A 23,320-nucleotide genomic window follows, 5' to 3' on the forward strand; every position below is an offset into this window, starting at 1 on the left:
CCGGCACAGACGAGTCAGTCATCCCCGACGAGTTCCCCGCGGATGCGGCGCAGATCCTCCATGAGCGAGCCGATCAGGATCCAGTGACCGGATGCCGGTGGCTTCACCTGCAGCGGGGCAGTGAGAGCCGGGATCGCCGAGGTCTCGGATGATGGCTCAGGAGCGACGTCTGCGACCTGCACGGCCAGGCGCACATCGTGGCCCGCCCTGTGCAGCTGCTCGGCGATGGCGTGCACGGTCGGCTCGTCGGCGAGGGTGTCGTCGTAGTGGTCGAAGTACGCGCGGGTCATCCCGATCACCTGCGTGACGATGGGGGAGAGCGTGTCCAGAAGCGCGCGCATCTCGAGGAGATCGCCGCGCTGCGACCGGCGCGGGTTGAGGGTCAGCGACTCCTCTCCGGCGCTGATGGATGCTTCGGCCGCTGCCTGCATCGGACGCAGCAGCCGCGCGTGCAGCATCAGCTCCTGCAGCTGTGCCGGCGTCTGCGCAGCGGGCAGGGCCGCGGCAAGGCGATCGAGGCTGGCGGCGATCTCGGCCCCCAGCAGTCCCAGGTTCCGCCGTGCGGGTGCGGTGAGCACTGGGGGCACGATCAGGGCGTTGACGATGATGCCGATCGCGACGCCGATCAGGGTCTCGACGATGCGGTCCAGGGCGTATTGCGGGCTGGAGGAGCCGAGGGCGAGGACGAGCATCGCCGAGATGGCGACCTGATTCCCCATGCCCGGCGTCGCACGGAACACCCAGGCCACCAGCATCGCCACCACGATCGCGAGCAGGACCACCCAGCTCTGCGGACCCAGCAGCAGGCTGAGGCCCGTCGCGATCACGACGCCCACGATCACGCCGAGGCTGCGCTCGATCGCCTTCGCAAGCGACTGGTTCACGCTCGGCAGCACGACCAGCAGGGCGGCGATCGCGGCGAAGACCGGGAGCGGACCGGGAACGAGCCAACCGGCGATCAGCCAGGCGCCGATCGTCGCCACTGCGGATTTCACGACCTGCAGCAGCGGAGCGCGCTTCGCGCTGCGCACCGCCGATGTCATCCGCATGCACTCACGTTAGCCCTGGGCAATATCCGATCTCGCGTATGAGGACACCCTAACTCTCTGATAAATTAGGGCAGGCTTACCAAAGCCCACACCGCTCGATAGCATCCGGCGCGCTTCGCGCCAGCCTCCCCAACCCGAAAGGGAATTCCGTGCGCATCTCTCGTCTCCTGGGCCTCGGCGCAGTCGCGGCACTGGCCGTCGGCCTCGCTGCCTGCTCGACCCCCGCAGCCTCCGACACTGCCGACTCCGACTCACCGGTCGGAACGAACCCGGCATCAGCCGACGCGTTCCCCGTCACCATCGAGCACGTCTTCGGCGAGACCACGATCAGCGAGAAGCCCGACCGCATCGCGACGGTCAACTGGGCCAACCACGAGGTCCCCCTCGCTCTCGGCGTCGTGCCGGTCGGCATGAGCAAGGTGGCCTGGGGGGACGACGACGACAACGGCGTGCTTCCGTGGGTCGAGGACAAGCTCGACGGTCTGGGCATCGACGTGTCGCTGATGGGCGACAAGGATGCTGAGGGGGCCGGCGAAGTGCCCGTGCTGTTCGACGAGGCCGACGGCATCGACTTCGAGGCCGTCGCCGACACGAGCCCCGATGTCATCCTCGCTTCGTACTCCGGGCTGACGCAGGAGGACTACGACACCCTCTCCAAGATCGCGCCGGTCGTGGCGTACCCCGAGGTCGCATGGGGCACGTCCGTCCAGGACATGATCGCCCTGAACTCCGACGCGATCGGCCTCGGCGACGAAGGCCAAGCCCTGATCGAGGACCTCGACGCCCAGACGCAGGCAGCGCTCGACGCTCATCCTGCGCTCAAGGACGCGAAGCTGCTCTTCAGCTATATCGACCCGAACGATCTCAGCCAGCTCGGTTACTACACGCGCATCGACACTCGTCCGGGGTTCCTGCTCGAGCTCGGCCTGCCCGAGGCGCAGATCGTCGCGGACAACGCCGACAGCACCGACTTCTATCAGATGGCCAGCGCCGAGGAGGTCGAGAAGTTCGACGACGTCGACGTCTTCATCACTTACGGAGACGATTCGATCATCCCCCTGCTCCAGGCCGATCCGCTGCTGGGCAAGATCCCTGCCATCGCGGCGGGGAACATCGCTGTCCTTCCTGACGCATCCCCGATGGCGAACTCCGCGAATCCGTCTCCGCTGTCGATCCCGTGGGGAATCGACGACTACTTCGCGATCCTCGAGGCCCCGCTGCTCGACGAGTGACCTCAGTTGCCCAGGCTTCGACGTCGGGCTCCGCGAACCTGCGGCGTCCGGCGTCGATGCGTGTGCTCTGGCTGCTGATCGGAGCCGGTGCCATCCTCGTCCTCAGCATCCTTTCGATCTCGTTCGGAGTGCGCACCGTTACCCTCGACGACATCATCGCCGCTCTCAGCGGACACGACGACACCGTCGCGCAGGCCGCGATCATCAAGAGGATCCCGCGCACTGTGCTCGCGATCCTCGTCGGTGCCGCCCTCGCGCTCTCCGGCGCGGCCATGCAGGCCGTCACCCGCAACCCGATCGCGGACCCCGGCATTCTCGGCGTCACGAACGGCGCCTCGCTCGCGGTCGTCTTCGGGATCGCCTTCTTCGGCGTCTCGAGCGCCTACGGCTACATGCTGCTCGCGGTTCTCGGCGCGGCGATCGCCGCGATCTTCGTCTACTCAGTGGGTTCGCTGGGCCGCGGCGGCGCGACGCCCCTCAAACTCGCCCTCGCGGGAGCTGCGACCTCGGCGGCACTCGGCTCGCTGATCAGCGCGGTCATGCTGCCCCGTGTCGACCTGCTGCAGACGTTCCAGTCCTGGCAGATCGGCGGCGTCGGCGGCGCGGAGTGGCCGCGCATCGCGATCACGGCGCCCGTGCTCGCGATCGGCGCGCTCATCTGCTTCATGTGCGCGCGCGGCATGAACTCCCTCGCCCTCGGTGATGACATGGCGGCAGGTCTCGGCGAGCGCGTCTTCCGCACTCGCCTGGTCTCGGCGGTCGGCGCCGTCATCCTCGCGGGCGCCGCGACGGCGATCGCCGGTCCGATCGGTTTCGTTGGTCTCGTCGTCCCGCACATGTGCCGGATGCTGATCGGCACGGACCACCGCTGGCTGCTGCCCTTCTCGGCGCTCGGCGGGGCAGCACTGCTGCTCGCGAGCGACATCATCGGCCGCGTGATCGCCCCATCGTCGGAGGAGATCCAGGTCGGCATCATCACGGCCGTCATCGGCGCACCGTTCTTCATCTGGATCGTCCGTCGCCAGAAGGTGCGTGAGCTGTGAGCGTCGTGCAGGCCCCTGGAGCGGCCGTGATGCAGGGCCCGGCCGCGATCATGGCGGGTCGCCGCGCGCGTCAACGCCGCCACGCCGCGGCTACCATCGTGCTCGGCGTGCTGCTGTTCGCGCTCGCCGCAGTCGCCCTGATGTTCGGCAACTCGTTCTACACGCCGGGCGAGATCATCCGCGTCATGCTGGGTGAGACGGTGCCTGGGGCATCCTTCACTGTCGGCGAGTTGCGCCTGCCGCGCACGGCGCTCGCGATCCTCGCGGGCTTCGCCTTCGGCATCGCCGGTGTCACCTTCCAGACGCTGCTGCGCAACCCACTGGCCTCACCAGACATCATCGGCATCACCGAGGGTGCGAGCGCTGCGGCGGTCGTCGGAATCGTCGTGCTCGGGATGAGCGGCCCCGCCGTCTCGGTGATGGCGTTGGGGGGAGCCCTGATCACGGCGATCGCGATCTACCTGCTCTCCAACAGGGGAGGCTTCTCCGGCATCCGCCTCATCCTCATCGGCATCGGCGTCGCGGCCATGCTGCAGAGCGTCGTGTCGTACGTTCTCTCGCGTGCGGCGGACTGGGACATCCAGATGGCGATGCGTTGGATCACCGGAAGCCTGAACAACGCCGCGTGGGACGACGTGATCCCGCTCGTGATCGCCAGCGTCGTGATCCTGCCGTTCCTGTTGAGTCAGGCGCGCGCGCTCGGGATGCTGCAGCTCGGCGACGACTCGGCCTCCGGCCTCGGCGTGCGCGTCACCGTGACGCGGCTGATGTTCATCATCGGCGCCGTCGTGCTGCTCGCGTTCGCGACGGCGGGCACAGGGCCGATCGCATTCGTGGCATTCATGGCAGGTCCGATCGCAGCCCGCATCACTGGGCCGGGCGCCAACCTGCTGCTGCCGTCGGCGTTCGTCGGGGCTGTTCTCGTGCTCGGCGGCGACCTGATCGGTCAGTTCGCGTTCGACGCGCGCTACCCGGTCGGCGTCATCACCGGAGTGCTCGGCGCGCCGTATCTGATCTACCTACTCATCCGCACCAACCGCTCCGGAGGCTCACTGTGACCGAGGCACACACACTGACCGCCGAGGGGGTGACCCTCGCCTACGGCGACCGCACGGTCATCGAGGGGCTCGACCTCCAGATCGCCCCAGGAAAGATCACCTCGATCGTCGGAGCGAACGGATGCGGCAAGTCGACGCTGCTGCGATCGCTCGCGCGGCTGTTGTCACCGGCATCCGGTCAGATCGTCCTGGACGGCAGATCGGTGCACTCCAGACCCACCAAGGAGGTCGCCCGAGTGCTCGGCCTGCTGCCGCAGTCGCCGATCGCTCCTGAGGGGATCGCCGTGGCCGATCTGGTCGGCCGGGGACGGCATCCGCATCAGAAGGTGCTCGCGCGCTGGAACGACCACGACTACGAAGTTGTCGCCGATGCGCTCGCCGCGACCGGGACCACGGATCTCGCCGACCGTAGCGTCGACGAGCTCTCCGGTGGTCAGCGCCAGCGCGTCTGGATCGCCATGGTGCTCGCGCAGGAGACCGACATCCTGCTGCTCGACGAGCCGACCACGTTTCTCGACGTCGCGCATCAGGTCGAGGTGCTCGATCTGCTCACCGACCTCAGCGTCTCGCGCGGCACGACGATCGTAATGGTGCTGCACGACCTCAATCTCGCCGCGCGCTACTCCGATGAGCTCGTCGCGATGCGCGGCGGCCAGGTCCACGCCCTTGGTGCGCCGAACGACATCCTCACTCACACGCTGGTCGAAGAGGTCTTCGGCATGGCGAATCAGATCACCACCGACCCGGTTTCCGGAAAGCCGATGGTCACACCGATCGGAAGGCATCATGTCCGCTGACACCACCACCGAGCAGCGCCCCTCGTACGTTCTCGCCCGCGCCGAGGTGCGTGCCGTGGACCGTGTGTCACCGAACTTCGTCCGAGTGACCTTCGGGGGTATCGACCTCGAGGAGTTCGGAACCCCAGGCGATGTCTTCGACGCGCGCATCAAGCTGGTCTTCCCACCGGCATCCGGCATCCTTCCTGAGATCGCTCGCGACACGGACGACTGGTGGGGCGCGTATCTCGCGGTTCCGGAAGAGACGCGAGGATCGATGCGCACCTATTCGGTGCGCGAGCTTCGCGTGACGGATGCCGCGACCGAAGTCGTCGTCGATTTCGTGCTGCACCTCGCGCCTGGCCTCACCGGGCCCGCCTCGCTGTGGGCGAGCAGGGCGGCCGCCGGCGATGAACTCTGGATGGTCGGACCGCGCCGCGGCCGCGAGGACCGCAGCGGCATCGAGTATGCGCCAGGCGAGGCATCGTCTGTGATGCTGGTCGGCGATGAGACCGCCGCGCCGGCGATCGCCCGCATCCTCGAGGATGCGCCCCGCGATCTGCGCGGACTGGCCTTCATCGAGGTTCCGACGGCCGAGGACATCCTCCCGCTCGATGCCCCGGAAGGCGTGGAGGTGCACTGGCTGCCACGCGGCGATGCCGCACACGGTCTGCGCCTGATCCCCACGGTGCTCGACTGCCTCGGCGACACCGCTCACTCGAAGCCCGGCCACACCGAGATCGTCGTGCAGGATGCCGAGGGTGAGGAGATGGTCTGGGAGACCCCGATCTACTCCGGAAGCGGCGATGAGGCAGCGGGCGCCGCGTCGGGTGAGCGGTACTTCTGGATCGCCGGTGAGAGCGGCGTCGTCACGACGCTGCGCCGGCATCTCGTGAAGGACCTCGGCATCGACCGCTCGCAGGTCGCCTTCATGGGCTACTGGCGCCGCGGCGTCGCGATGCGCGGCTGACGTGCGGTGACGCCCGGCGTAGCCGTGAGGTGGACGGAGAACGTCGCTGGGCCGTGGTTCGATGGGTGCATGGACCAGGACCAGCGGATGCGACAGGAATCCCGATCGATATGGGCCACAGTCATCTGCTTCCTGATCGGTACCGGCATCGGTACCGCGGTGCTGTGGGGGAATCCGCGGGCGATCGCCGGTGACGGGTCGGTGGGCCTGCCCGCGGCGCTCATCGCAGGTGTCGTCGCCGCGGCGGCCTTCGTGGTCAGCACATTCCTGCACCGCAGGGGTGAGCATGCGTCGATGCCGCGGTGGCAGGCGATCATCTCGGCATCCGCCGCGGTCGCCTTGACGATCGCGTTCGCCGGGGTGACCGCCCTGGGGTTGCTGCTGGCGAGCGAAGTGCTCGGCGTCGGTCTTCAGGGACTCGAGCTGCCTGCGCTCGGCGGCGGCGTCATCACCGGGGTCGCGAGCGCCGTCGCTGGCAGGTTGACCTTCGGCGCAGGGATCGGACTGCGCACGGCAGACCTGGCCACACTGCTGTTCAGCTACCTCATGATCGGTACGCTGTTCGCGATGCTCACCGCCGCAGACCCTCGCTGGTGGGAGACGAACTTCTCACAGCTCGGCATCGGCACCGGCGCCTGGGTGTTCAACGGCACGCTCGTCGTCGCCGGCATCCTCATCGCCACAGTCGGGGCGTACATCGGCCGCGACCTGCATCGCATCCTCGGTGACGGCGCCCTGGGGCGGATCGCCTGGGTCGTCGCGCTGTGGGCTGCGACCGGTGTCGCGCTCGCCGGAGTCGGGCTGTTCCCGCTGGAGAACATCATCGTGCTGCACAACATCTCCGCCATCGCGACGCTCGTGCTGTTCGTCGCGGCCGGTGTGCTCACGACCTCGGTGATGCCGGGCCCGCCACGGCCGCTTCTGCTGACCACGGTGGGCGTCGCGCTGCTGCTCGTCATCGCCTTCGTGGGCGCTGACAGCTTCGATCTGTACTCGATCACGGTGCTCGAAGCGATCGTGATCGGCCTCGGGCTGCTCTGGCTCACGACACTCGTCCGGGTGCTCGCGGTGCTGACTCCCGAGCGCCCTCGTCCGTCGGTGAGGCGGTCGTTGCTGCTCGGGTAGTGCGCGGCCTTAGGCGCTAAGGCGCTCAGACGCTCGGGTGCTCAGGCGCTAAGGCGCTCAGACCCTCGTCCGCGCCACGGTTGACGGATCGGATGCGTCGAACCGCCCGCTCATGCGGTAAGACTGAGACCGGTCCCAGTTCTCGCATTTACGGCTGAGATCGGTCCCAGCCGTAAATGCGGTGCTGAGGCGACGAACCGACCCGATGGAGTGACGATGACCGCCCCCCATGCCTGGCCCGAACTGCGGGGAATCGCCTATGGCGGCGACTACAACCCCGAGCAGTGGCCGCGGGAGACCTGGCGTGAAGACGTCGAGCTCATGCGCGAGGCGGGAGTCAACCTGGTCAGCGTCGGCATCTTCTCCTGGGCGCTCATCGAGACCGCCGAAGGCGACTTCGACTTCAGCTGGCTCGACGGGCTGCTCGAGCTGCTGCACGCGAACGGCATCGCGGTCGACCTCGGCACTCCGACTGCCTCGCCGCCGGCGTGGTTCTTCGCGGCGCATCCCGATGCAAGGGTCATCGATCGGGACGGACGCGTGATGGGCTTCGGTTCGCGCGGCATGGCATCGCACTCGTCACCCGCGTATCGGGAGGCCATCTTCCGCTACGCCGACACGCTCGCGGCGCGTTACGCGCAGCATCCGGCCGTCGTCCTCTGGCACGTGAACAACGAGTACGGCGTGCCCGTCGGAGAGGATCACTCGGCGCACGCCGCCGCAGCCTTCCGGGTATGGCTCGAGAAGAAGTACGGCACGCTCGACGGGCTCAACAGCGCATGGGGCACCGCCTTCTGGGGCCAGCACTACACCGATTGGCAGCACATCAACACGCCGGCGGTGGCGCCCAGCGTCGTCAACCCCGCTCAGCGTCTCGACTTCGCCAGGTTCACCGACCACCAGCTGCGGGAGTGCTTCATCGTCGAGCGCGACGCGATCCGCGCGCACGCCGATCAGCCGATCACGACGAACTTCATGGCCAACCAGAGCTGGACGACCGACCTGTGGGCATGGGGCCGCGAGGTCGACATCGTCTCGGACGACCACTACCTGTGGGCCGCCGACGAAGACGCGCACATCGGGCTGGCGATCGCCGCCGACCTCAGCCGCTCGGTCGGCGGCGGCAAGCCGTGGATCCTGATGGAGCACTCCACCTCGGCCGTGAACTGGCAACCGCGCAACATCGCCAAGCGACCGGGCGAGATGGCCCGCAACTCGCTCGCGCATCTCGGACGCGGCGCAGACGGCATCCTGTTCTTCCAGTGGCGTGCCGGCCGTTCCGGCGCCGAGAAGTTCCACTCCGCGATGCTGCCGCACGCCGGCGTGAACTCCCGCGTGTTCCGCGAGGTCACCGCACTCGGCGCCGACCTCCAGCGGCTCGACGCTGTGCAGGGAAGCAGGGTCGAAGCCGATGTCGCGATGCTGTGGGACTTCGAGTCGTTCTGGGCGCAGGATCTCGAATGGCGTCCCACCGATGACCTTTCGCATCAGGAGCGCATCCGCGCCTTCTACGAGCGGCTCTGGCGTGACGGCATCACCTGCGACTTCGCGCTGCCAGGGCACGATCTCTCCCGGTACAAGCTCGTCATCGCGCCGGCCCAATACCTGCTGACCGCGGCGGATGCCGAGAACCTCAGCCGCTACGTCGAAGGTGGAGGCACGCTGCTCGTGTCGTACTTCTCGGCGGTCGTCGATGAGAACGACGCCGTGCACCCTGGCGGCTTCCTCGCTCCGCTGCGGGATGTGCTCGGGGTGGATGTCGAAGAGTATCTGCCTCTCCGCTCCGGCCAGACCGCGTCTGTCCAGACGCGGTCTGGCGACAGCCTCGCCGCCGACCACTGGCAGGAAGCGCTGCGCGTACAGACGGCAGAGGTCTTCGCCACCTACCAGGAGGGCCCAGCGGTCACCGAGCCCGCCATCACCCGCAACATCCGCGGCGAAGGCACCGGCTGGTACGTGAGCACCCGGCTCGACGCCGCGGGACTGGACACCCTCATGTCCACGGTCTACGCCGATGCCGGCATCGCCCGCTCCGACCTGCCTGAAGACCTCGAGGTCGTCACGCGTCAGGACGGCGACGCGGTCTACCGCATCGCCGTAAATCACGGCGAAGAGGATGCCGCGTTCCCCGTGGCCGGCCGAGAACTGCTGACGGGAACCGAAGTGACTGAGAGCTTCACTGTCGCTGCCGGCGGCGTTGCCGTCATCCGCTCCCCGAAGCCCCGCACCACCTGACAACCGAATCGCGGCAGGCCGCCGCGGCATCCGCGTCGGCGCGGCCGCGGGGTGGCACCCGGCATCCGTCCCTGTCAGTATCGAGGGAACTGATCTACACCGATCTGCACGAAGGGACGACGATGTCCGACCAGATTTTCATCTTCATAGCGCTGGGGCTCTACTTCGCAGCCATGCTCATCATCGGGTATCTGGCTTTTCGCCGGACGACCGATCACGAGGACTACATGCTCGGCGGGCGGAATCTGCCGCCGTGGGTTGCGGCGCTGAGCGCCGGAGCCTCCGACATGTCGGGCTGGTTGGTGATGGGTCTTCCGGGTGCCATCTACCTGTCGGGTCTCATCGAGGCGTGGATCGCCGTTGGCCTCACGATCGGCGCCTACCTGAACTGGCTGCTCGTCGCCCCGCGTCTGCGCGCGTACACGCAGGTGTCGCGCAACTCGATCACGGTGCCGAGCTTCTTCGAGAACCGGCTGCGTGACTCGTCACGGCTGCTGCGCATCCTCGCCGGCATCGTGATCCTGGTGTTCTTCACGCTGTACATCTCCAGCGGAATGGTGGCCGGTGGTTTCTTCTTCGAGACCTCCTTCAACTCCGACTATCTGCTCGGCATGGCATTGGTCGCAGGCGTCACGCTGCTCTACACGCTGTTCGGCGGCTTCCTCGGAGCGTCGTTCACCGATGTCGTGCAGGGCCTGATGATGGTGATCGCATTGATCGTCATTCCGGTCGCGGCGGTCATCGCCATCGGCGGCTTCGGCGAGGTCGGCACCTACGTCGACCAGCTCGCACCGAACCATCTGTCACTCATCGGCGGCACGGCACTCACCGGCGGCACGATCCTCGCGATCGTCTCATCGCTCGCCTGGGGCCTGGGCTACTTCGGTCAGCCGCACATCATCGTAAGGTTCATGGCGCTGCGCAACCCGGGTCAGGCGAAATTCGCCCGCCGGATCGGCATGACGTGGATGATCATCTCCTTGATCGGCGCGGTGTTCTCCGGCTTCGTCGGAGTGGCGTACATGGCGGCCAAGGGCATCGACCTGGCCAACCCCGAGACCGTCGTGCTGGTGATGGCTCAGACGCTGCTGCATCCGTTCATCGCGGGGCTCGTGCTGGCCGCGGTGCTCGCCGCCATCATGAGCACGATCTCCAGTCAGCTCATCGTCGCCTCGTCGGCGCTCGTGGAGGACCTCTTCAAGGTGGTCAAAAAGGAGCCGTCGCCGAAGCTGTTGGTCCTTCTCGGACGGCTGACCGTGCTCGGAGTCGGCATCATCGCCGCGCTGCTGGCGCTCGTGCCGAATGACACGATCCTGGGACTCGTCTCGTTCGCGTGGGCGGGATTCGGTGCGGCGTTCGGTCCGCTGATCCTGCTCAGCCTGTTCTGGCGCAAGCTCACCAACTGGGGTGCGCTGGCCGGGATGTTCGTCGGCGCGGCCGGTGTCTTCGTGTGGAAGGCCGTGTGGCCGCAGATGTACGAGCTGCTGCCGGCGTTCATCTGCGCGACGATCGTGGCTGTCGTCGTGAGTCTGCTCACCCATCGCGAAGGATCCGAGCGACAGAACGAGATCCTGCAGGAGTTCACCGACACCGGAACGCTGTTGACGGTGAACGGCGTCGGACGCGGCGCGCGCGTCGACCGCATGACGCCGTGAGGTGATCAGTACAAGGGCGGGGCGGATGCCGCAGCATCCGCCCCGCCCTCACCGCGTGTCCTTACTTGCCGAGGAATGCGCTCAGGGCGGCGTTCACCTCGTCGGCGTGAGTCCACAGCAGCCCGTGCGGCGCGCCCTCGACCTCGACATAGTCCGCTTCGGGCACTGCCTGGTGGAACCGGCGGCCCGTAACGTCGATCGGGAGGATGTTGTCCTTCGTTCCATGCAGGATCAGTGTCGGCTTGCCGCTCGCGCGAACCGCCTCGACGTCGGCGCGGAAGTCTTCGATCCAAGAGGAGACGACGGCGTATGCCGCCACCGGTGCGCTGCTGATCGCGACGTTCCAGCTGCCGTCGACCGCCTGCTGGCTGATACGGGATCCGAGGTTCTCATCGAGGTTGTAGAAGTCCTTGTAGAAGTCCGTGTACCAGGCGAAGCGGTCGCTCTTGGCGGCTGCCTCGATGCCGTCGAAGACTTCCTGCGGCACACCTTCCGCGTTGTCGTCGCGCTGCACGAGGAACGGCTCGAGCGACGCCAGGAAGGCGAGCTTCGCGACCCGTTCGTGCCCGTAGCGCGAGACGTATCGGGCGAGCTCGCCGGTGCCCATCGAGAAGCCGACGAGAACGACGTCGCTGAGGTCCAGTGTCTCCAGCACGGTGTTCAGGTCGGCGGCGAAGGTGTCGTAGTCGTAGCCGGTGCCGACCTTGGACGACTGTCCGAAGCCGCGGCGGTCGTAGGTGATGACGCGGTAGCCGTTGTCGAGCAGTTCACGTGTCTGGCGCTCCCAGCTGTGACCGTTGAGCGGGTAGCCGTGGATGAGCACGACCGGCTGACCGGAGCCCTGGTCTTCGTAGTAGAGCTCGATGGGAGCGGAGTTCTCGGTGCCGACGTTGATGTAGCCCATGGTTCTGCCTTTCCAGAAGTGGGAGAACGATCGTTCTCCGCCGATATCGACAAATCTAGAGAACGATCGTTCTCTTGTCAAGTACAATCGAGATATGAATTCTGAGATGCCACGAGAGCGCATCCTCGATGCGGCCGAGGAGCTCTACTACGCCAAAGGGTACGCCGCCGTCGGCATGGACGAGTTGCGGACGGCGGCAGGCGTCTCGCTCAAGCGGGTGTACGCGCTGTTCCCGTCGAAGAACGACATCATCAAGGCCGTGCTCGCTCGCAAGCACGACGAGTGGGAGAGCATGGTGATCACTGCCGTGAGTGCGGCCGGCGATGATCCTCGCGCCCGCCTGCTGGCCGTGTACGACTTCCTGCAGAGCTGGTTCACCACCGACGGCTTCCGTGGCTGCGCGTTCATCAACGCGTTCGGTGAGCTCGGCGGCACGGTCCCCGAGGTCGCCCAGATCGTGCGCGAGCACAAGGCATCGTTCCAGGAGTATATGGCCGGCCTCGTCGCCCAGACGGGCGCGTCCGAGGTCCTTGCCGCGCAGCTGTCGATCCTCGCCGAGGGCGCACAGAGCACTGCGGCGATCTCCGCCGATCCTCAGGTCGCAGTGCAGGCCCGCGGAGCGGCGGAAGTGCTCATCGCCGCCGCAGTCTGAGGCCCTCTGGCCAGGAAATAAGGCATCTGCCCGATGCTCAAGGGGTGCCTTAGAGCGGAGTGTTGACTCAGCGCATCAGGACGATGCGCAGCAGAGGAGTCGACATCATGTACGAGCACCCGTCCTTCACCTACAACACCATCCTCGTCGAGCAGGAGCGCGTCGACCGCGCCAACGAGCTGCGGCGAGTCATCGCCGAGAACCCGTCGAGGATCGTGCCGCGCGCACATCCTGTTCGCGACCGGATTCGCGGCTGGTTCAGCGTCAGGCGAGCGGATGCCGCGGCGCAGAGTGCGCCGTCCGACAGCCCGCGCGTCATCTCCGAGCAGACCGCGCAGCCGGTGCACGCGCGGTGAACCCGCGCGCGGTGAACCCGCTCGCGGTGAGTGCACTCGCGTCGCACCCATTCGCATCCGAAAGTGCCGGCCCCGATGTCGGTGGCGAGTGGGACCATGAGATGGTGACGGTTCCGACGGACAGCACGGCGATGGTGGGTCGTGACGCCGACCTCGCCGAGCTGCGGCGTGCCTTCGACCGTGCGGCCGGCGGCGAATCCACGGCGGTGCTCATCGAAGGAGAGGCCGGCATCGGCAAGACGCGCCTGCTGCGGGAGTTCCAGAGTGAAGTGGCCGCGCGCGCCGACGTCCACGTCGGTCGCTGCCTCGACCTCGGAACCGCGCGCTCCGCGTACGGACCGCTCATCAGCATCCTCCGTTCGATCGTCGAGCGGCTCGGTGTCGCTGACGCGCGCGCCGCGGTCGGTGTCGGCGCCGAGGCGCTGCGTATGCTCGTCCCCGAACTCGGCGATGGTGTGGTGGCGCGAGAGCTCACGAGCCCAGACGCATTGCGGGGCGCGGTCATCGCCCTGATCGAAGCGGCTGCCGAACGGGCGCCGCAGGTTCTCGTGATCGAAGACCTGCACTGGACCGACGACTCCACACTCGGCATGCTCTCCTTCCTGCTGCGCGCTCTGCAGTCCGGCCGCGTGCTCATGGTCATCACGTGCCGCAGCGATGACGTGCGGCGCGGCGACGCCGTGAGCCGCTTCATCGCCGAGACGAGGCGCGCACGGCTCATCGAAAGGCTCCCGCTGCGGCGTCTGGATGAAGACGCCACGCGCCGACTGGTCGAACAGCTCTCCGGCGACGCTCTCACCGAGTCGGCGCTGGAGCGTCTGATGGAGCGCGCAGAGGGCGTGCCGTTCTTCATCGAAGAGGTCGCATGCTGCGCAGCTGGGCCGCTTCCGGATTCGCTGCGCGACATGCTGCTCGTGCGGTTCGATCAGCTCGACGACGACGCCAGGCACGTCGTGCGTGTCGCGTCGGGTGCCGAGGGGATGCTGTCGAACAGCCTTCTCGCTGAACTCGCGGGCCTTCCGGACGACCGCTTCGACGATGCCATCCGGGCGGCGGTGCGGGGCGGCATCCTCTCAGTGGACGACGAGCAATACACCTTCCGTCACGCATTGCTGCGCGAGGCGGTGCACGACGATCTACTGCCGGGTGAACGCGCGCGCCTGCACCGCGGGTACGCCGAAGCTCTCGAGACACGAGCCGCCGTGCTCGACCGGTGCGACCGATCTTCGCTCGCTCATCACTGGCGTCTCGCCCAGGTGCCTGATCGCGCGCTGGTCGCCTCTGTCGCCGCGATGCAGGAGGCTAAGGCGCGCTTCGCATTCGCGAGCGCGGCCAGATTCGGCGAGCTCGCCCTGGAGCTGTGGGAGCAGGTGCCGGACGCCGAGGGCGCCGTCGGTCTGTCGCACGTGCAGCTGATGCGCCAGCTCGGCTCGATCCTGCGCAATGCGGGCGAGGCGGAGCGGGCGCTCGCCGTTGCCGAGCGTGCTCTGGCAGAGGTCGACGAGAGCACCGAGCCCGCAGAGCATGCGCGGCTGCTGCGCGACAAGGGTCTGTTTCTCTCGAACCTGGGGCTGCCGGGGGCGATGGAGCGGTTCCTCGAGGCGCTCGAGATCGTCGACCGCGCTGTCGATGACGACCAGCTGCACGCGACGCTCCTCAACGGCCTGGCCGCCAACTACATGGTCGCGTCGATGCCGCGCGAGGCGATCATCACCGCGACCCAGGCGCTCGAGATCGCCGCTCGCGTCGGAGTCGCACGTGAGATCTCGGTCGCCCACAACCTGCGCGGCACCTGCCGCGCATACCTGGGTCAGCTCGACGAGGCCTTCGCCGATTACACCGAAGCGGCACGGTTCGCCCCTCTCAGCAACGGCGGCGCCGAGCTGCGCTATCACGTCAACTACTCCGACCTGCTGGCGCTGCTCGGCAGGCATCATGAGGCGTTCGAGGTGGCCGAAGCCGGGATCGTGCGAGCTCGTGAGCTGGGCGTCGAACGCGCTTCTGGCACGATCATGGTGCAGAACATGGTCGAGCCGTTGCTCACGCTCGGCGACCTCGACGGCGCGACGGCGCGACTTGCGGCGGTGCCGATCGGCAAACCTCAGGTGCTCAACGATCAGTACGTCGCTCTCACCCGGATCCGTGTCCTCGCGTGGCGGGGTGAGGTCGCTGCGGCCGAGCGTCTGAACGAGGAGTGGCTGCCGTCGCTGCAGCGCACCGGCGAACTCGAAAGGCAGGTGTGGTACCGCATCGTTGAGAACGAGGTGGCGCTCGCCGTCGCCCGCGGGCACTGGCCTGAGGCGCTGGACGCGGTCGTCGCGATGACCGAAGACCACGGTTTCGTGCTGCTGCACGCGTATCGGCTGCTGCTAGAGTCCGGCTGGGTCGTGGCCGAGGCGCGAGCATCCGGAGTGGACACCGATGCGGCGGTGTCGGCGATCCGCCGGCTCTGGTCAGAACTGCCGACCACCGTACGCGCCGATGGCTGGGCGACGATGCTCGAGGCGATGCTCGAGCCCTCCCCAGACGCACTCCGTGCGGCGATCGCTGCGTCCGAGGGATATGACGTCCCTGCCATCATGCGCGGTGTGACCCGTCTCGAACTGGCCCGGTTGCTGGTCAGCGCAGGTGAACGAGGAGAGGCTCAGGCCGTGTTGGCGGATGCCGCGACGGTCGCGACGACGATCGGGCACGTGCCGCTGCAGGAGAGCATCGCGTCCTTCGGGCGGGCGAGCGGGATCACCGCCGAAGACCGGCCGGCCGATGACCTCGAGCTCACCGCGCGAGAGCGGCAGGTGCTCGATCTCGTTGCTGAGGGGCTCAGCAACAAGCAGATCGGCGAGCGCCTGTTCATCAGCGCGAAGACCGCGAGCGTGCATGTCTCGGCGATCCTGCGCAAGCTCGGCGTAGCGACACGAACCGAGGCAGCACTGGTGGTCGCCAGGCGCTGACGGGCGTAACTAATCGCGAGGATTGGAGATATAGGTTAGGCTCTCCTAACGTGAGCTCAGACCTTCTTCGCGCCGCCGGAGGCGTCCTCTGTGGCGAGAACCTCGCCCTGGGGTACCGCAGGGATCGCGTCGTCCACGACGTCTCCCTGCAGCTTCGCCCCGGTGCCGTCACCGCCCTCATCGGTCCGAACGGCAGCGGCAAGTCGACCGTGCTGCGCGCGCTCGCCCGGCTCCACCCGGTCGACGGCGGAACAGTCCACGTGGGTGAATCCGAATCCCGAGCGCTTTCGGCACGCGAGTTCGCCAGGACGGTCGCGATGCTGTCGCAGTCCAGGCCGCATCCCTCCGGGCTCGAGATCCGTGACGTCGTCGCTTTCGGTCGACACCCGCACCGTGGCCGCTTCTCCGGAGTGAGCGATGCCGATCGTGCGGCCATCGACAGCGCACTGGCGCTGGCCGGTCTCACCGAGATGTCTCACCGTGCCGTGGATGAGCTCTCCGGTGGAGAACTGCAGCGCGTGTGGCTCGCGACGTGTCTCGCTCAGGACACCGGCATCCTGCTCCTCGACGAGCCGACCAATCATCTCGACCTGCGCTACCAGATCGAGACGCTCGACCTGGTGCGCGATCTCGCCGATCGTGGCACCGCACTCGGCGTCGTCCTCCATGATCTCGGGCACGCGGCATCCGTCGCCGATGAGGTCATCCTTCTGCACCACGGCCGGGTCCGCGCCAGCGGCCTTCCGGCCGACGTGCTCACCTCCGAGAACCTCTCCGACGTGTACGGACTGCACATCGACACCGTCGTCGACGACGAGACAGGCCACGTCCGCGTGCTCCCGCGCGGACGACACCAGATGCGGCGACTCGTCGACGCATCGATGTGATGAACACAGAACGAGTGAACAGAGGAAGCATGAAGAAGACCCCGATCATCGCGCTCGCTACCGCCGGCATCCTGGCGCTGGTGCTCTCCGGCTGCGGCACCACCCAGGTCGCCGCGCAGAACAGCGCCGCTCCCGAGTCCGTGGCAAGCGAGGACTGCGCGGCAGATGAGACGACCACATCGACCGGTCCGGTCACGTTGACCGACGACTTCGGCCGCACCGTCGAGCTCGATAAGCCCGCCGAGCGCGTCGCCGTGCTCGAATGGCAGCAGATCGAAGATGCCCTGACACTCTGCGTGACGCCCGTCGCCGTGGCCGATGCCGAGGGCTACACGACCTGGGACACCGCAGAGGCGCTGCCGGAAGGTGTGGTCGATGTTGGCACACGACAGGAGCCGAACCTCGACGCGCTGTTCGCCACCAACCCCGACCTGGTGATCGTCGAGGCATCCGGCCCCGACGACGAGATCATCTCCCAGCTCGAGGCATACGACGTGCCGGTCATCGCGACGATCGGTGCGGATGCCGCCGATCCGATCGCGAAGATGCTCGCCACCTTCGACCTCATCGCGCAGGCCACGGGCCGTGAAGAGCGCGCCGACCTCGTCAAGGACGAGTTCGACGCCTACCTCGCAGATGCCAAGGGCACGCTCGCGGACGCCGACCTCCCCACCACCGACTTCGTGTTCTTCGACGGCTGGATCGACGGCGGCAACGTCGCACTGCGTCCCTTCGGACAGGGATCCCTGATCGGCGAGCTGGGTGAGGAGCTCGGTCTCACGAATGCGTGGACCGGCGAGGTCGACGCGGCATACGGCCTCGGCCAGACCGACATCGAAGGCATGCTCGCTGTCGGCGACGCGACCCTGCTGCACACCGGCACGGTCGGCGATGACTCGGATGAGTTCCTCGCGGCCCTCGACGGCAACAGCATCTGGAAGACCGTCCCCGCCGTGGCGGAGGAGCGGATCTACGCCTTCCCGGCCGGCATCTGGACCTTCGGCGGTCCCCGCTCGGCGCAGCAGATCATCGACGCGTACGTCGCGACGCTGAGCGAATGACCCTGAGCAAGTGACGCTCACCGAGACGCGCGGCACGCTGACGGAGGCGCCAGCCGCTCCCGTCCGGCGCGCTGCGCGCCTCGGCGCGGTGTGGGCGCTCATCGCGCTCGTCGTGCTGCTCGTCCTCACCTCGCTGTGGCACCTCACGCAGGGCACGAGTGGCGCGATCTTCGCCGATGAGACGGTGCTGTGGGGCTCTCGGATCCCCCGCCTCGCGGCAGGAGTCACGGTCGGCGTCGCACTCGGCGTCGCCGGCACGCTGCTGCAATCGCTCTCACGCAATGCACTCGCCTCGCCGGACACACTCGGAGTGACGGCCGGCTCGTATCTGGCCGTCACCGTCATCGCCGCCTTCGGCATCGCGCTGCCGATCTGGGCATCAGGGACCGTCGCCTTCATCGGCGGCATGGTCGGTGCGGTGATCGTGCTGGGTCTTGCCGGCGGCGCGGCTTCTTCGACCACACGGCTCGTGCTCGCCGGCTCCGCGCTGGCGATGGCCTTCCAGGCCGGAACGTCCACCCTGCTCATCGTCTTCTCGGAGGAGACCAAGGGGCTGCTGGCATGGGGGAGCGGTTCGCTGACGCAGCTGAATCTGAACGCCTTCCTGCAGGCCGCCCCGGTCGTCGTGCTCGTGCTGGCAGCGTCGCTGCTGCTGGCCCGTCGCTTCGATGTGCTCGCTCTCGGCGATGACACGGCTTCATCCCTCGGCATTCCGGTTCGTTCGACGCGGGCCATCGGCATCCTCTTCGCCGTGGCGCTGACCGCCGTGTCAGTGACGCTCGCCGGTCCGCTCGGCTTCGTCGGACTGTGCGCCCCCGTGCTCGCACGATTGCTGACCAGGGTCGTTCCGGGTCTCAGCCGGCACATCTTCCTTCTGCCGGCATCCGGTCTTCTTGGCGCTCTCGTCGTGATCCTCTCTGATGCCGTCCTTCGGGTGATCCTCGGCGCAGAGCAGGCGATCAGCATCCCGACGGGCGTGGCCACCACGCTTCTGGGCGCGCTCGTCCTCGTGCTGATGGCGCGTCGCCTCCGCGACGCCGGGCCCACCAGGGAGCCACCGAAGGTGCGCTTCGGCGTGCGCAGCGTGGCTCGGTTCCGGCTCGTGATCGTGCTCGCGGGAGCCGGAGTGGTCGCGATCGGCATGGTCGGACTGCTGCTCGGGCACACCGCGCTGCTCACCGGGGATGTGGTGCTGTGGCTGCAGGGACAGGCTCCGCCGCAGATCGCCTTCGCGCTCTCCGAACGAGCACCGCGCGTGGCCGCGGCGATGTGCGCAGGGGCCGCCCTCGCGCTCGCCGGAACGTTGATCCAGGCGGTCAGCCGTAACCCGCTCGCCGATCCGGGCATCCTCGGTGTGACCGGCGGTGCGGGCCTCGGCGCGGTCATCATCGTGACCAGCGCCGTCGCCTCCACTGCAGGCATGATCGCGGCGGCGGTCGTCGGCGCGCTGCTCGCCTTCGCGCTCGTGTACCTGCTCGCCTGGCGGGGCGGGCTGAACGCCGACCGCTTCATCCTCATCGGCATCGGCGTCTCCTACGGCGCCTCGGCGCTGACGACATTCCTGCTGCTGCGGGCCAATCCGTGGGACACCCCGAAGATCTACACCTGGCTCTCCGGCACGACGTATGGCCGCATCTGGGAACAGGTGATCCCCGTCGCCATCGTGCTGATCATCGCGCTACCGCTCGCGTTCGCGGTGCGCCGCGAGGCCGACGTGCTCGCGCTCGACGACGACACACCTCGCCTGATCGGCATCGGCGTGGAGCGGACTCGGATGATGATGCTCGTCGCCGCGGCGGTGCTCGCGGCGCTCAGCGTGACAGCGGTCGGGGTGATCGGCTTCGTCGGGCTCGTCGCTCCGCACGCGGCCCGTGCGCTGGTCGGCTCCCGCCACTCACGGATGATCCCTGTGGCGGTGCTGCTGGGGGCACTGCTGGTGGGTGCGGCCGACACGATCGGGCGCACGATCATCGCGCCCGAACAGCTGCCGGCAGGCCTCGTCGTCGCGCTGCTGGGTGCGCCGTACTTCGTCTGGCTGCTGTGGCGGTCGCGCGACACGTGAGTCAGAGCACCAGCCGGTAGCCCATCCCCGACTCGGTCAGCAGGTGCGCAGGCTCCGCGGGCGAAGCCTCGAGCTTCTTTCGCAGCTGCGACATGTACAACCGCAGGTAGCCGGAGTCGGAAACCTGCTCGCTGCCCCAGATCCCCTTCAGCAGATCCTGGCGGGTGACGAGCGCGCCGGGATTGCGGGCGAGGTGCTCCAGCATCCGCCACTCGGTCGGTGTCAGGTGCACTCTGGCGCCGGCGCGGGTGACGGCCCTCGCGGCGAGATCGATCACGACGTCGCCGAAGCGCACGGTCGATTCGCCTGTCGTCGGCGAAGCGCGGCGTGACAGCGCGCGCAACCGTGCGAGCAGTTCATCGATCTGGAACGGCTTGGTGACGAAGTCATCCGCGCCGGCATCCAGAGCCTGCACCTTGTCGGCCGATCCCGTACGCCCGGAGACCACGATGATGGGCGCCGTCGTCCATCCGCGCACGGCATGGATCACTTCGATGCCGTCGAGCCGCGGCATCCCGAGATCGAGAAGGATGATGTCCGGGTGGGTCTGCGCGGCGGCGGCGATCGCGGCCGCGCCGTCTGCGGCGGCCACGATGTCGTAGCCATGCGCGGCGAGGGTGATCCGGAGGGCACGCACCATCTGCGGGTCGTCGTCGACGATGAGGAGCTTCACTCCGCCTCGTGGGTGTCGGGCGATCCCGCGAAGAGAGGCAGGGAGATGACCATCGTGAGGCCACCAGCTGGGGTGTCCTCGGGCGTCAGGCGACCGCCCATCCCCTCCGTGAATCCCTTCGAGAGGGCGAGGCCCAGGCCGAGGCCGGTGGTGTTGTCGGTGTCGCCGTAGCGCTGGAACGGCTGGAAGATGCTGCTCTGACGTTCGGGCGGCACTCCCGCTCCTCGATCGATGATGCGCAGTTCAGCCCGACCTCCGACGAGATGTGCTGCGACTGTGACGCGACTGCCCGCAGGCGAATATGCGAGCGCGTTGGCGAGCAGATTCACGAGCACCCTCTGCAGCAACCCCGGATCGGCATGCAGCCCCGGAAGGTCCGGATCCAGGGCGAGTTCGACGTCATCGGGACCGAGCGAGAGTTCGTCGAGCGCGGAGAGGATGCTGCCTTCCGCGTCGACCCGCGTGGCTGAGACGGCGAGCACTCCCGCTTGCACCCGGCTGACATCCAACAGGTCGGTGATCAGCCTGGACAGTGTCGAAAGGCTCTCGTCGGCGGTGGCGAGCAGCTCATCGCGGTCGGATGCCGTGAGTCGATGGGTTCCGCGCAACCCCCCGATCGCGGCCACTGCCGCCGCCAGTGGGCGGCGGAGGTCATGGCTCAGGGCCGACAGCAGGGCGCTGCGCACCTGATCCGTCTCGGCGAGTGCCTCGGCCTCTCGAGCTGTCGCGCTGAGATCGGTGTGCTCGATCGCGGCCGACAGCTGCGCGACGATCACATCCAGCAGCCTGCGCGACGGGGCGTCGAGGGGGCCACCGTGTAGTTCGAGGAGTGCGCGTGGTTCGCCGTCCGCCCCGCGGCCGACGGGAATCGTGGTCGCGCGGCTGTCGCGGACGGGTTCGCCGTCGCGAGCGAGGACTTCGCCGTCAGCTCCGATGAGTCGCACACCGCTCAATCCGAATGCCTCACGGGTTCGGGTGACGAGTGCGAGCACCGCGTTGTCACCGCGGAGCACGTTGCCCGCGACGGAGACGAGCAGCTCAGCCTCGGCGGTGGCGCGGCGGGCGGCGCGTGCGCGGTTGGCGGCTTGGACCACGATGAGGCCCACCAGCACGGCGATGATCACGTACAGCGCGAGAGCGACGACATGAAGCGGATGGTCGATCGCGATGGTGAACACGGGCGCCACGAACAGCAGATCGAGTGTGATTCCGGAGAGCACCGCGGTGAACACAGCGGGACGCAGTCCGCCGATGATTGCGACGACGACCACGAGCAGCTGAAACGACAACACCTCGTAGGTGATCGACTCCTGGCTGCGCAGTGCGAACAGCATCCAGGAGAGCAGGGGGCCCGCGATCACGGCCGTCGCGAATCCTGCGACCTCCCGTCGCCAGCCGAGCGCGCCGGAGCCGAGGCTGCTGGATCTGGGACTCGGCAGTGGCGCACCTGTTGAGGCTGCGGGCTCCGGCATCCGTTCAGTGCTCATGATCCTCCCGACATTACGCGCAGACGAAGGCGCCGCGACTGCATCCTCATGCAATCCATGCAGCACGGGGGCTGAACTCTCACGGGACGCTGACGACATGCGGAAGTCAGCGCGCAGCCGGCCACTCCTCGGCGAGCAGCGCGTAGTCCATGCCGTCCAGCCATTCCCCGGAGCGGTGCAGGGCGGTCTTGCGGCTGAACTCCTCACGGCGCATACCGAGGCGCTCCATGAGTCGCCACGACGGTTCGTTGTCGGCGAAGCATCCGGCATGCACCCGCCGCAGGCCCAGCGGGCCGAAGCAGACATCGATGGCAGCCTTGACAGCTTCGGTGGCGTACCCGCGTCCGGCGAATGCCGGGCCCAGCGCCCAGCCGAGTTCGGCCTGCACGCCCTTGGCGTCGCCGGCGACCTCCAGCTGCGCCCAGGCGTCTTCGATGCGCACCATCAGGTCGCCGATCACCGTCCGCTCCGTATCGGAGGTCGGCAGCAGTTCGATGACGAACGTGGCAGCGAGGCGATCGGGATCGAGGTAGCGCTCACGGAATGCCGCGCGAGTGGCGGGCGCGACGCCGAGCCAGCGGTTGACCTCGGGGATCTTCCGGAACTCCCAGAGGGCGTCGAGGTCTTCCGGGGTGCAGCGGCGGATCTCGAGCCGGGAGGTGCGGATCGGCCAGGGGTCGCTGCGCTGCACGTCGGTCATGGTCTCAGCGTAGATCAACGTGAAAGCAGGGGCGCTCTGGTCTCCGGAAAGATCCTCTGATCAGGGTGAAACACGGGTGGGAATGTCGGTGGGCCGGTGTTGAATGGGGGTGTGGACAGCATCGTTGCTCGGCTTCGGGATCTTGAGGAGTCCCTCGATTCTGTGGCGTGTGATGCGTTCGATGGTGAGGTGATTCCTGGTCTCTCTGATGCGGATGTGGCGGAGCTGTTGGCGCTGTCGGGGCGGATCCAGCGGCGGGTGGAGGCTCTGCAGGTCGAGGCGACCGTGCAGGTCGGTGACCGCTCGGCGGGGTTGAGGGAAGAGCGGATGACGACCCGGTATGGGTGTTCGAAGCCGGTGGATCTGGTGCGGATGCTGACGGGCACCGACACACGCGCCGCGACCCGCCTCGTGAGGGCGGCGCGTCTGGTGCGGCGGGATGTC

At 67.7% G+C, this 23,320-nt stretch carries 20 protein-coding genes; 15 read left to right on the top strand and 5 right to left on the bottom strand.

The genetic code is table 11. The features are described from left to right. Nucleotides 1-14 precede the first annotated feature (14 nt). Nucleotides 15-1,049: an aromatic acid exporter family protein gene (locus HDC95_RS14920; RefSeq protein ID WP_259064412.1), complete on the bottom strand. Its 1,035-nt coding sequence runs from the start codon at nucleotides 1,047-1,049 to the stop codon at nucleotides 15-17. A gap of 149 nt (nucleotides 1,050-1,198) precedes the next feature. Between HDC95_RS14920 and HDC95_RS14925 the strand changes: the two genes are divergently transcribed. The 8 genes from HDC95_RS14925 to putP all read left to right on the top strand — a co-directional run bounded on the left by HDC95_RS14925 (nucleotide 1,199) and on the right by putP (nucleotide 11,143). Beyond that, nucleotides 1,199-2,281, top strand: coding sequence for an ABC transporter substrate-binding protein (locus HDC95_RS14925; protein WP_259064413.1), 1,083 nt, complete (start codon nucleotides 1,199-1,201; stop codon nucleotides 2,279-2,281). A 56-nt stretch (nucleotides 2,282-2,337) separates the two neighbouring features. Beyond that, entirely contained in the window at nucleotides 2,338-3,324 is a 987-nt protein-coding gene (locus HDC95_RS14930; RefSeq protein ID WP_259064435.1) for an iron ABC transporter permease, read from the top strand. A gap of 29 nt (nucleotides 3,325-3,353) precedes the next feature. Beyond that, the gene (locus HDC95_RS14935; protein WP_396652718.1) at nucleotides 3,354-4,382 is read left to right on the top strand and encodes a FecCD family ABC transporter permease; all 1,029 of its coding nucleotides are present in this window, start codon (nucleotides 3,354-3,356) and stop codon (nucleotides 4,380-4,382) included. Further along, complete coding sequence (locus HDC95_RS14940) at nucleotides 4,379-5,179, top strand: ABC transporter ATP-binding protein (RefSeq protein WP_259064414.1); 801 nt, start codon at nucleotides 4,379-4,381, stop codon at nucleotides 5,177-5,179. The genes HDC95_RS14935 and HDC95_RS14940 overlap by 4 nt, the downstream gene beginning before the upstream one ends. Beyond that, nucleotides 5,169-6,128 carry a siderophore-interacting protein gene (locus HDC95_RS14945; protein WP_259064415.1) on the top strand — a complete coding sequence of 320 codons (960 nt, stop codon included), beginning with the start codon at nucleotides 5,169-5,171 and terminating at the stop codon, nucleotides 6,126-6,128. Before HDC95_RS14940 ends, HDC95_RS14945 begins: the two co-directional genes overlap by 11 nt. A gap of 69 nt (nucleotides 6,129-6,197) precedes the next feature. Continuing rightward, nucleotides 6,198-7,253: a DUF998 domain-containing protein gene (locus HDC95_RS14950; protein WP_259064416.1), complete on the top strand. Its 1,056-nt coding sequence runs from the start codon at nucleotides 6,198-6,200 to the stop codon at nucleotides 7,251-7,253. A 216-nt stretch (nucleotides 7,254-7,469) separates the two neighbouring features. Next, nucleotides 7,470-9,488 (top strand): beta-galactosidase, encoded by a 2,019-nt coding sequence (locus HDC95_RS14955; RefSeq protein WP_259064417.1) that lies wholly within the window; start codon nucleotides 7,470-7,472, stop codon nucleotides 9,486-9,488. A 122-nt stretch (nucleotides 9,489-9,610) separates the two neighbouring features. After that, nucleotides 9,611-11,143, top strand: coding sequence for a sodium/proline symporter PutP (gene putP / locus HDC95_RS14960; RefSeq protein ID WP_259064418.1), 1,533 nt, complete (start codon nucleotides 9,611-9,613; stop codon nucleotides 11,141-11,143). Between the two features lie 61 nt (nucleotides 11,144-11,204). Here putP and HDC95_RS14965 read toward each other — a convergent pair whose 3' ends face one another. After that, entirely contained in the window at nucleotides 11,205-12,047 is an 843-nt protein-coding gene (locus HDC95_RS14965; RefSeq protein WP_259064419.1) for an alpha/beta fold hydrolase, read from the bottom strand. A 94-nt stretch (nucleotides 12,048-12,141) separates the two neighbouring features. Here HDC95_RS14965 and HDC95_RS14970 point away from each other — a divergent pair, with 94 nt between their 5' ends. The 6 genes from HDC95_RS14970 (at nucleotide 12,142) to HDC95_RS15000 (ending at nucleotide 20,016) form a co-directional block, all read left to right on the top strand. Further along, nucleotides 12,142-12,699 carry a TetR/AcrR family transcriptional regulator gene (locus tag HDC95_RS14970; RefSeq protein ID WP_259064420.1) on the top strand — a complete coding sequence of 186 codons (558 nt, stop codon included), beginning with the start codon at nucleotides 12,142-12,144 and terminating at the stop codon, nucleotides 12,697-12,699. A 62-nt stretch (nucleotides 12,700-12,761) separates the two neighbouring features. Continuing rightward, nucleotides 12,762-13,055 carry a hypothetical protein gene (locus HDC95_RS14975; protein WP_259064422.1) on the top strand — a complete coding sequence of 98 codons (294 nt, stop codon included), beginning with the start codon at nucleotides 12,762-12,764 and terminating at the stop codon, nucleotides 13,053-13,055. Nucleotides 13,056-13,081: 26 nt separating this feature from the next. Then, on the top strand, nucleotides 13,082-16,006 hold the full coding sequence (locus HDC95_RS16840) for an AAA family ATPase (RefSeq protein WP_310503267.1): 2,925 nt from the start codon (nucleotides 13,082-13,084) through the stop codon (nucleotides 16,004-16,006). 50 nt (nucleotides 16,007-16,056) lie between these two features. Continuing rightward, nucleotides 16,057-16,893, top strand: a complete 837-nt coding sequence (locus HDC95_RS14990) for an ABC transporter ATP-binding protein (protein ID WP_259064423.1) — start codon at nucleotides 16,057-16,059, stop codon at nucleotides 16,891-16,893. A 29-nt stretch (nucleotides 16,894-16,922) separates the two neighbouring features. Continuing rightward, the gene (locus tag HDC95_RS14995) at nucleotides 16,923-17,954 is read left to right on the top strand and encodes an iron-siderophore ABC transporter substrate-binding protein (RefSeq protein ID WP_259064424.1); all 1,032 of its coding nucleotides are present in this window, start codon (nucleotides 16,923-16,925) and stop codon (nucleotides 17,952-17,954) included. 10 nt (nucleotides 17,955-17,964) lie between these two features. Continuing rightward, entirely contained in the window at nucleotides 17,965-20,016 is a 2,052-nt protein-coding gene (locus tag HDC95_RS15000) for an iron ABC transporter permease (RefSeq protein WP_310503268.1), read from the top strand. Nucleotide 20,017: 1 nt separating this feature from the next. Here HDC95_RS15000 and HDC95_RS15005 read toward each other — a convergent pair whose 3' ends face one another. The 3 genes from HDC95_RS15005 to HDC95_RS15015 all read right to left on the bottom strand — a co-directional run bounded on the left by HDC95_RS15005 (nucleotide 20,018) and on the right by HDC95_RS15015 (nucleotide 22,876). Beyond that, nucleotides 20,018-20,689 carry a response regulator gene (locus tag HDC95_RS15005; RefSeq protein WP_259064425.1) on the bottom strand — a complete coding sequence of 224 codons (672 nt, stop codon included), beginning with the start codon at nucleotides 20,687-20,689 and terminating at the stop codon, nucleotides 20,018-20,020. Then, nucleotides 20,686-22,176, bottom strand: coding sequence for an ATP-binding protein (locus tag HDC95_RS15010; protein WP_396652716.1), 1,491 nt, complete (start codon nucleotides 22,174-22,176; stop codon nucleotides 20,686-20,688). Before HDC95_RS15010 ends, HDC95_RS15005 begins: the two co-directional genes overlap by 4 nt. Before the next feature lie 106 nt (nucleotides 22,177-22,282). Continuing rightward, nucleotides 22,283-22,876, bottom strand: a complete 594-nt coding sequence (locus HDC95_RS15015) for a GNAT family N-acetyltransferase (protein ID WP_259064426.1) — start codon at nucleotides 22,874-22,876, stop codon at nucleotides 22,283-22,285. Between the two features lie 111 nt (nucleotides 22,877-22,987). Here HDC95_RS15015 and HDC95_RS15020 point away from each other — a divergent pair. Then, nucleotides 22,988-23,320: hypothetical protein (locus HDC95_RS15020; protein WP_259064427.1), on the top strand; the 333-nt coding region annotated here is incomplete at its 3' end.

Origin of the sequence: Microbacterium sp. AK031 (assembly GCF_024807145.1) — a bacterium.
Taxonomy (GTDB): Bacteria; Actinomycetota; Actinomycetes; order Actinomycetales; family Microbacteriaceae; genus Microbacterium.

Bases quoted from the DNA above. Each gene is read 5' to 3' on its own strand.
- HDC95_RS15010 (WP_396652716.1), bottom strand. From the start codon at position 22,176: ATGAGCACTGAACGGATGCCGGAGCCCGCAGCCTCAACAGGTGCGCCA.
- HDC95_RS14970 (WP_259064420.1), top strand. From the start codon at position 12,142: ATGAATTCTGAGATGCCACGAGAGCGCATCCTCGATGCGGCCGAGGAG.
- HDC95_RS14935 (WP_396652718.1), top strand. From the start codon at position 3,354: ATGCAGGGCCCGGCCGCGATCATGGCGGGTCGCCGCGCGCGTCAACGC.
- HDC95_RS14920 (WP_259064412.1), bottom strand. From the start codon at position 1,049: ATGCGGATGACATCGGCGGTGCGCAGCGCGAAGCGCGCTCCGCTGCTG.
- HDC95_RS14995 (WP_259064424.1), top strand. From the start codon at position 16,923: ATGAAGAAGACCCCGATCATCGCGCTCGCTACCGCCGGCATCCTGGCG.
- HDC95_RS14945 (WP_259064415.1), top strand. From the start codon at position 5,169: ATGTCCGCTGACACCACCACCGAGCAGCGCCCCTCGTACGTTCTCGCC.
- putP (WP_259064418.1), top strand. From the start codon at position 9,611: ATGTCCGACCAGATTTTCATCTTCATAGCGCTGGGGCTCTACTTCGCA.
- HDC95_RS14965 (WP_259064419.1), bottom strand. From the start codon at position 12,047: ATGGGCTACATCAACGTCGGCACCGAGAACTCCGCTCCCATCGAGCTC.
- HDC95_RS14930 (WP_259064435.1), top strand. From the start codon at position 2,338: ATGCGTGTGCTCTGGCTGCTGATCGGAGCCGGTGCCATCCTCGTCCTC.
- HDC95_RS14950 (WP_259064416.1), top strand. From the start codon at position 6,198: ATGGACCAGGACCAGCGGATGCGACAGGAATCCCGATCGATATGGGCC.
- HDC95_RS15015 (WP_259064426.1), bottom strand. From the start codon at position 22,876: ATGACCGACGTGCAGCGCAGCGACCCCTGGCCGATCCGCACCTCCCGG.
- HDC95_RS14955 (WP_259064417.1), top strand. From the start codon at position 7,470: ATGACCGCCCCCCATGCCTGGCCCGAACTGCGGGGAATCGCCTATGGC.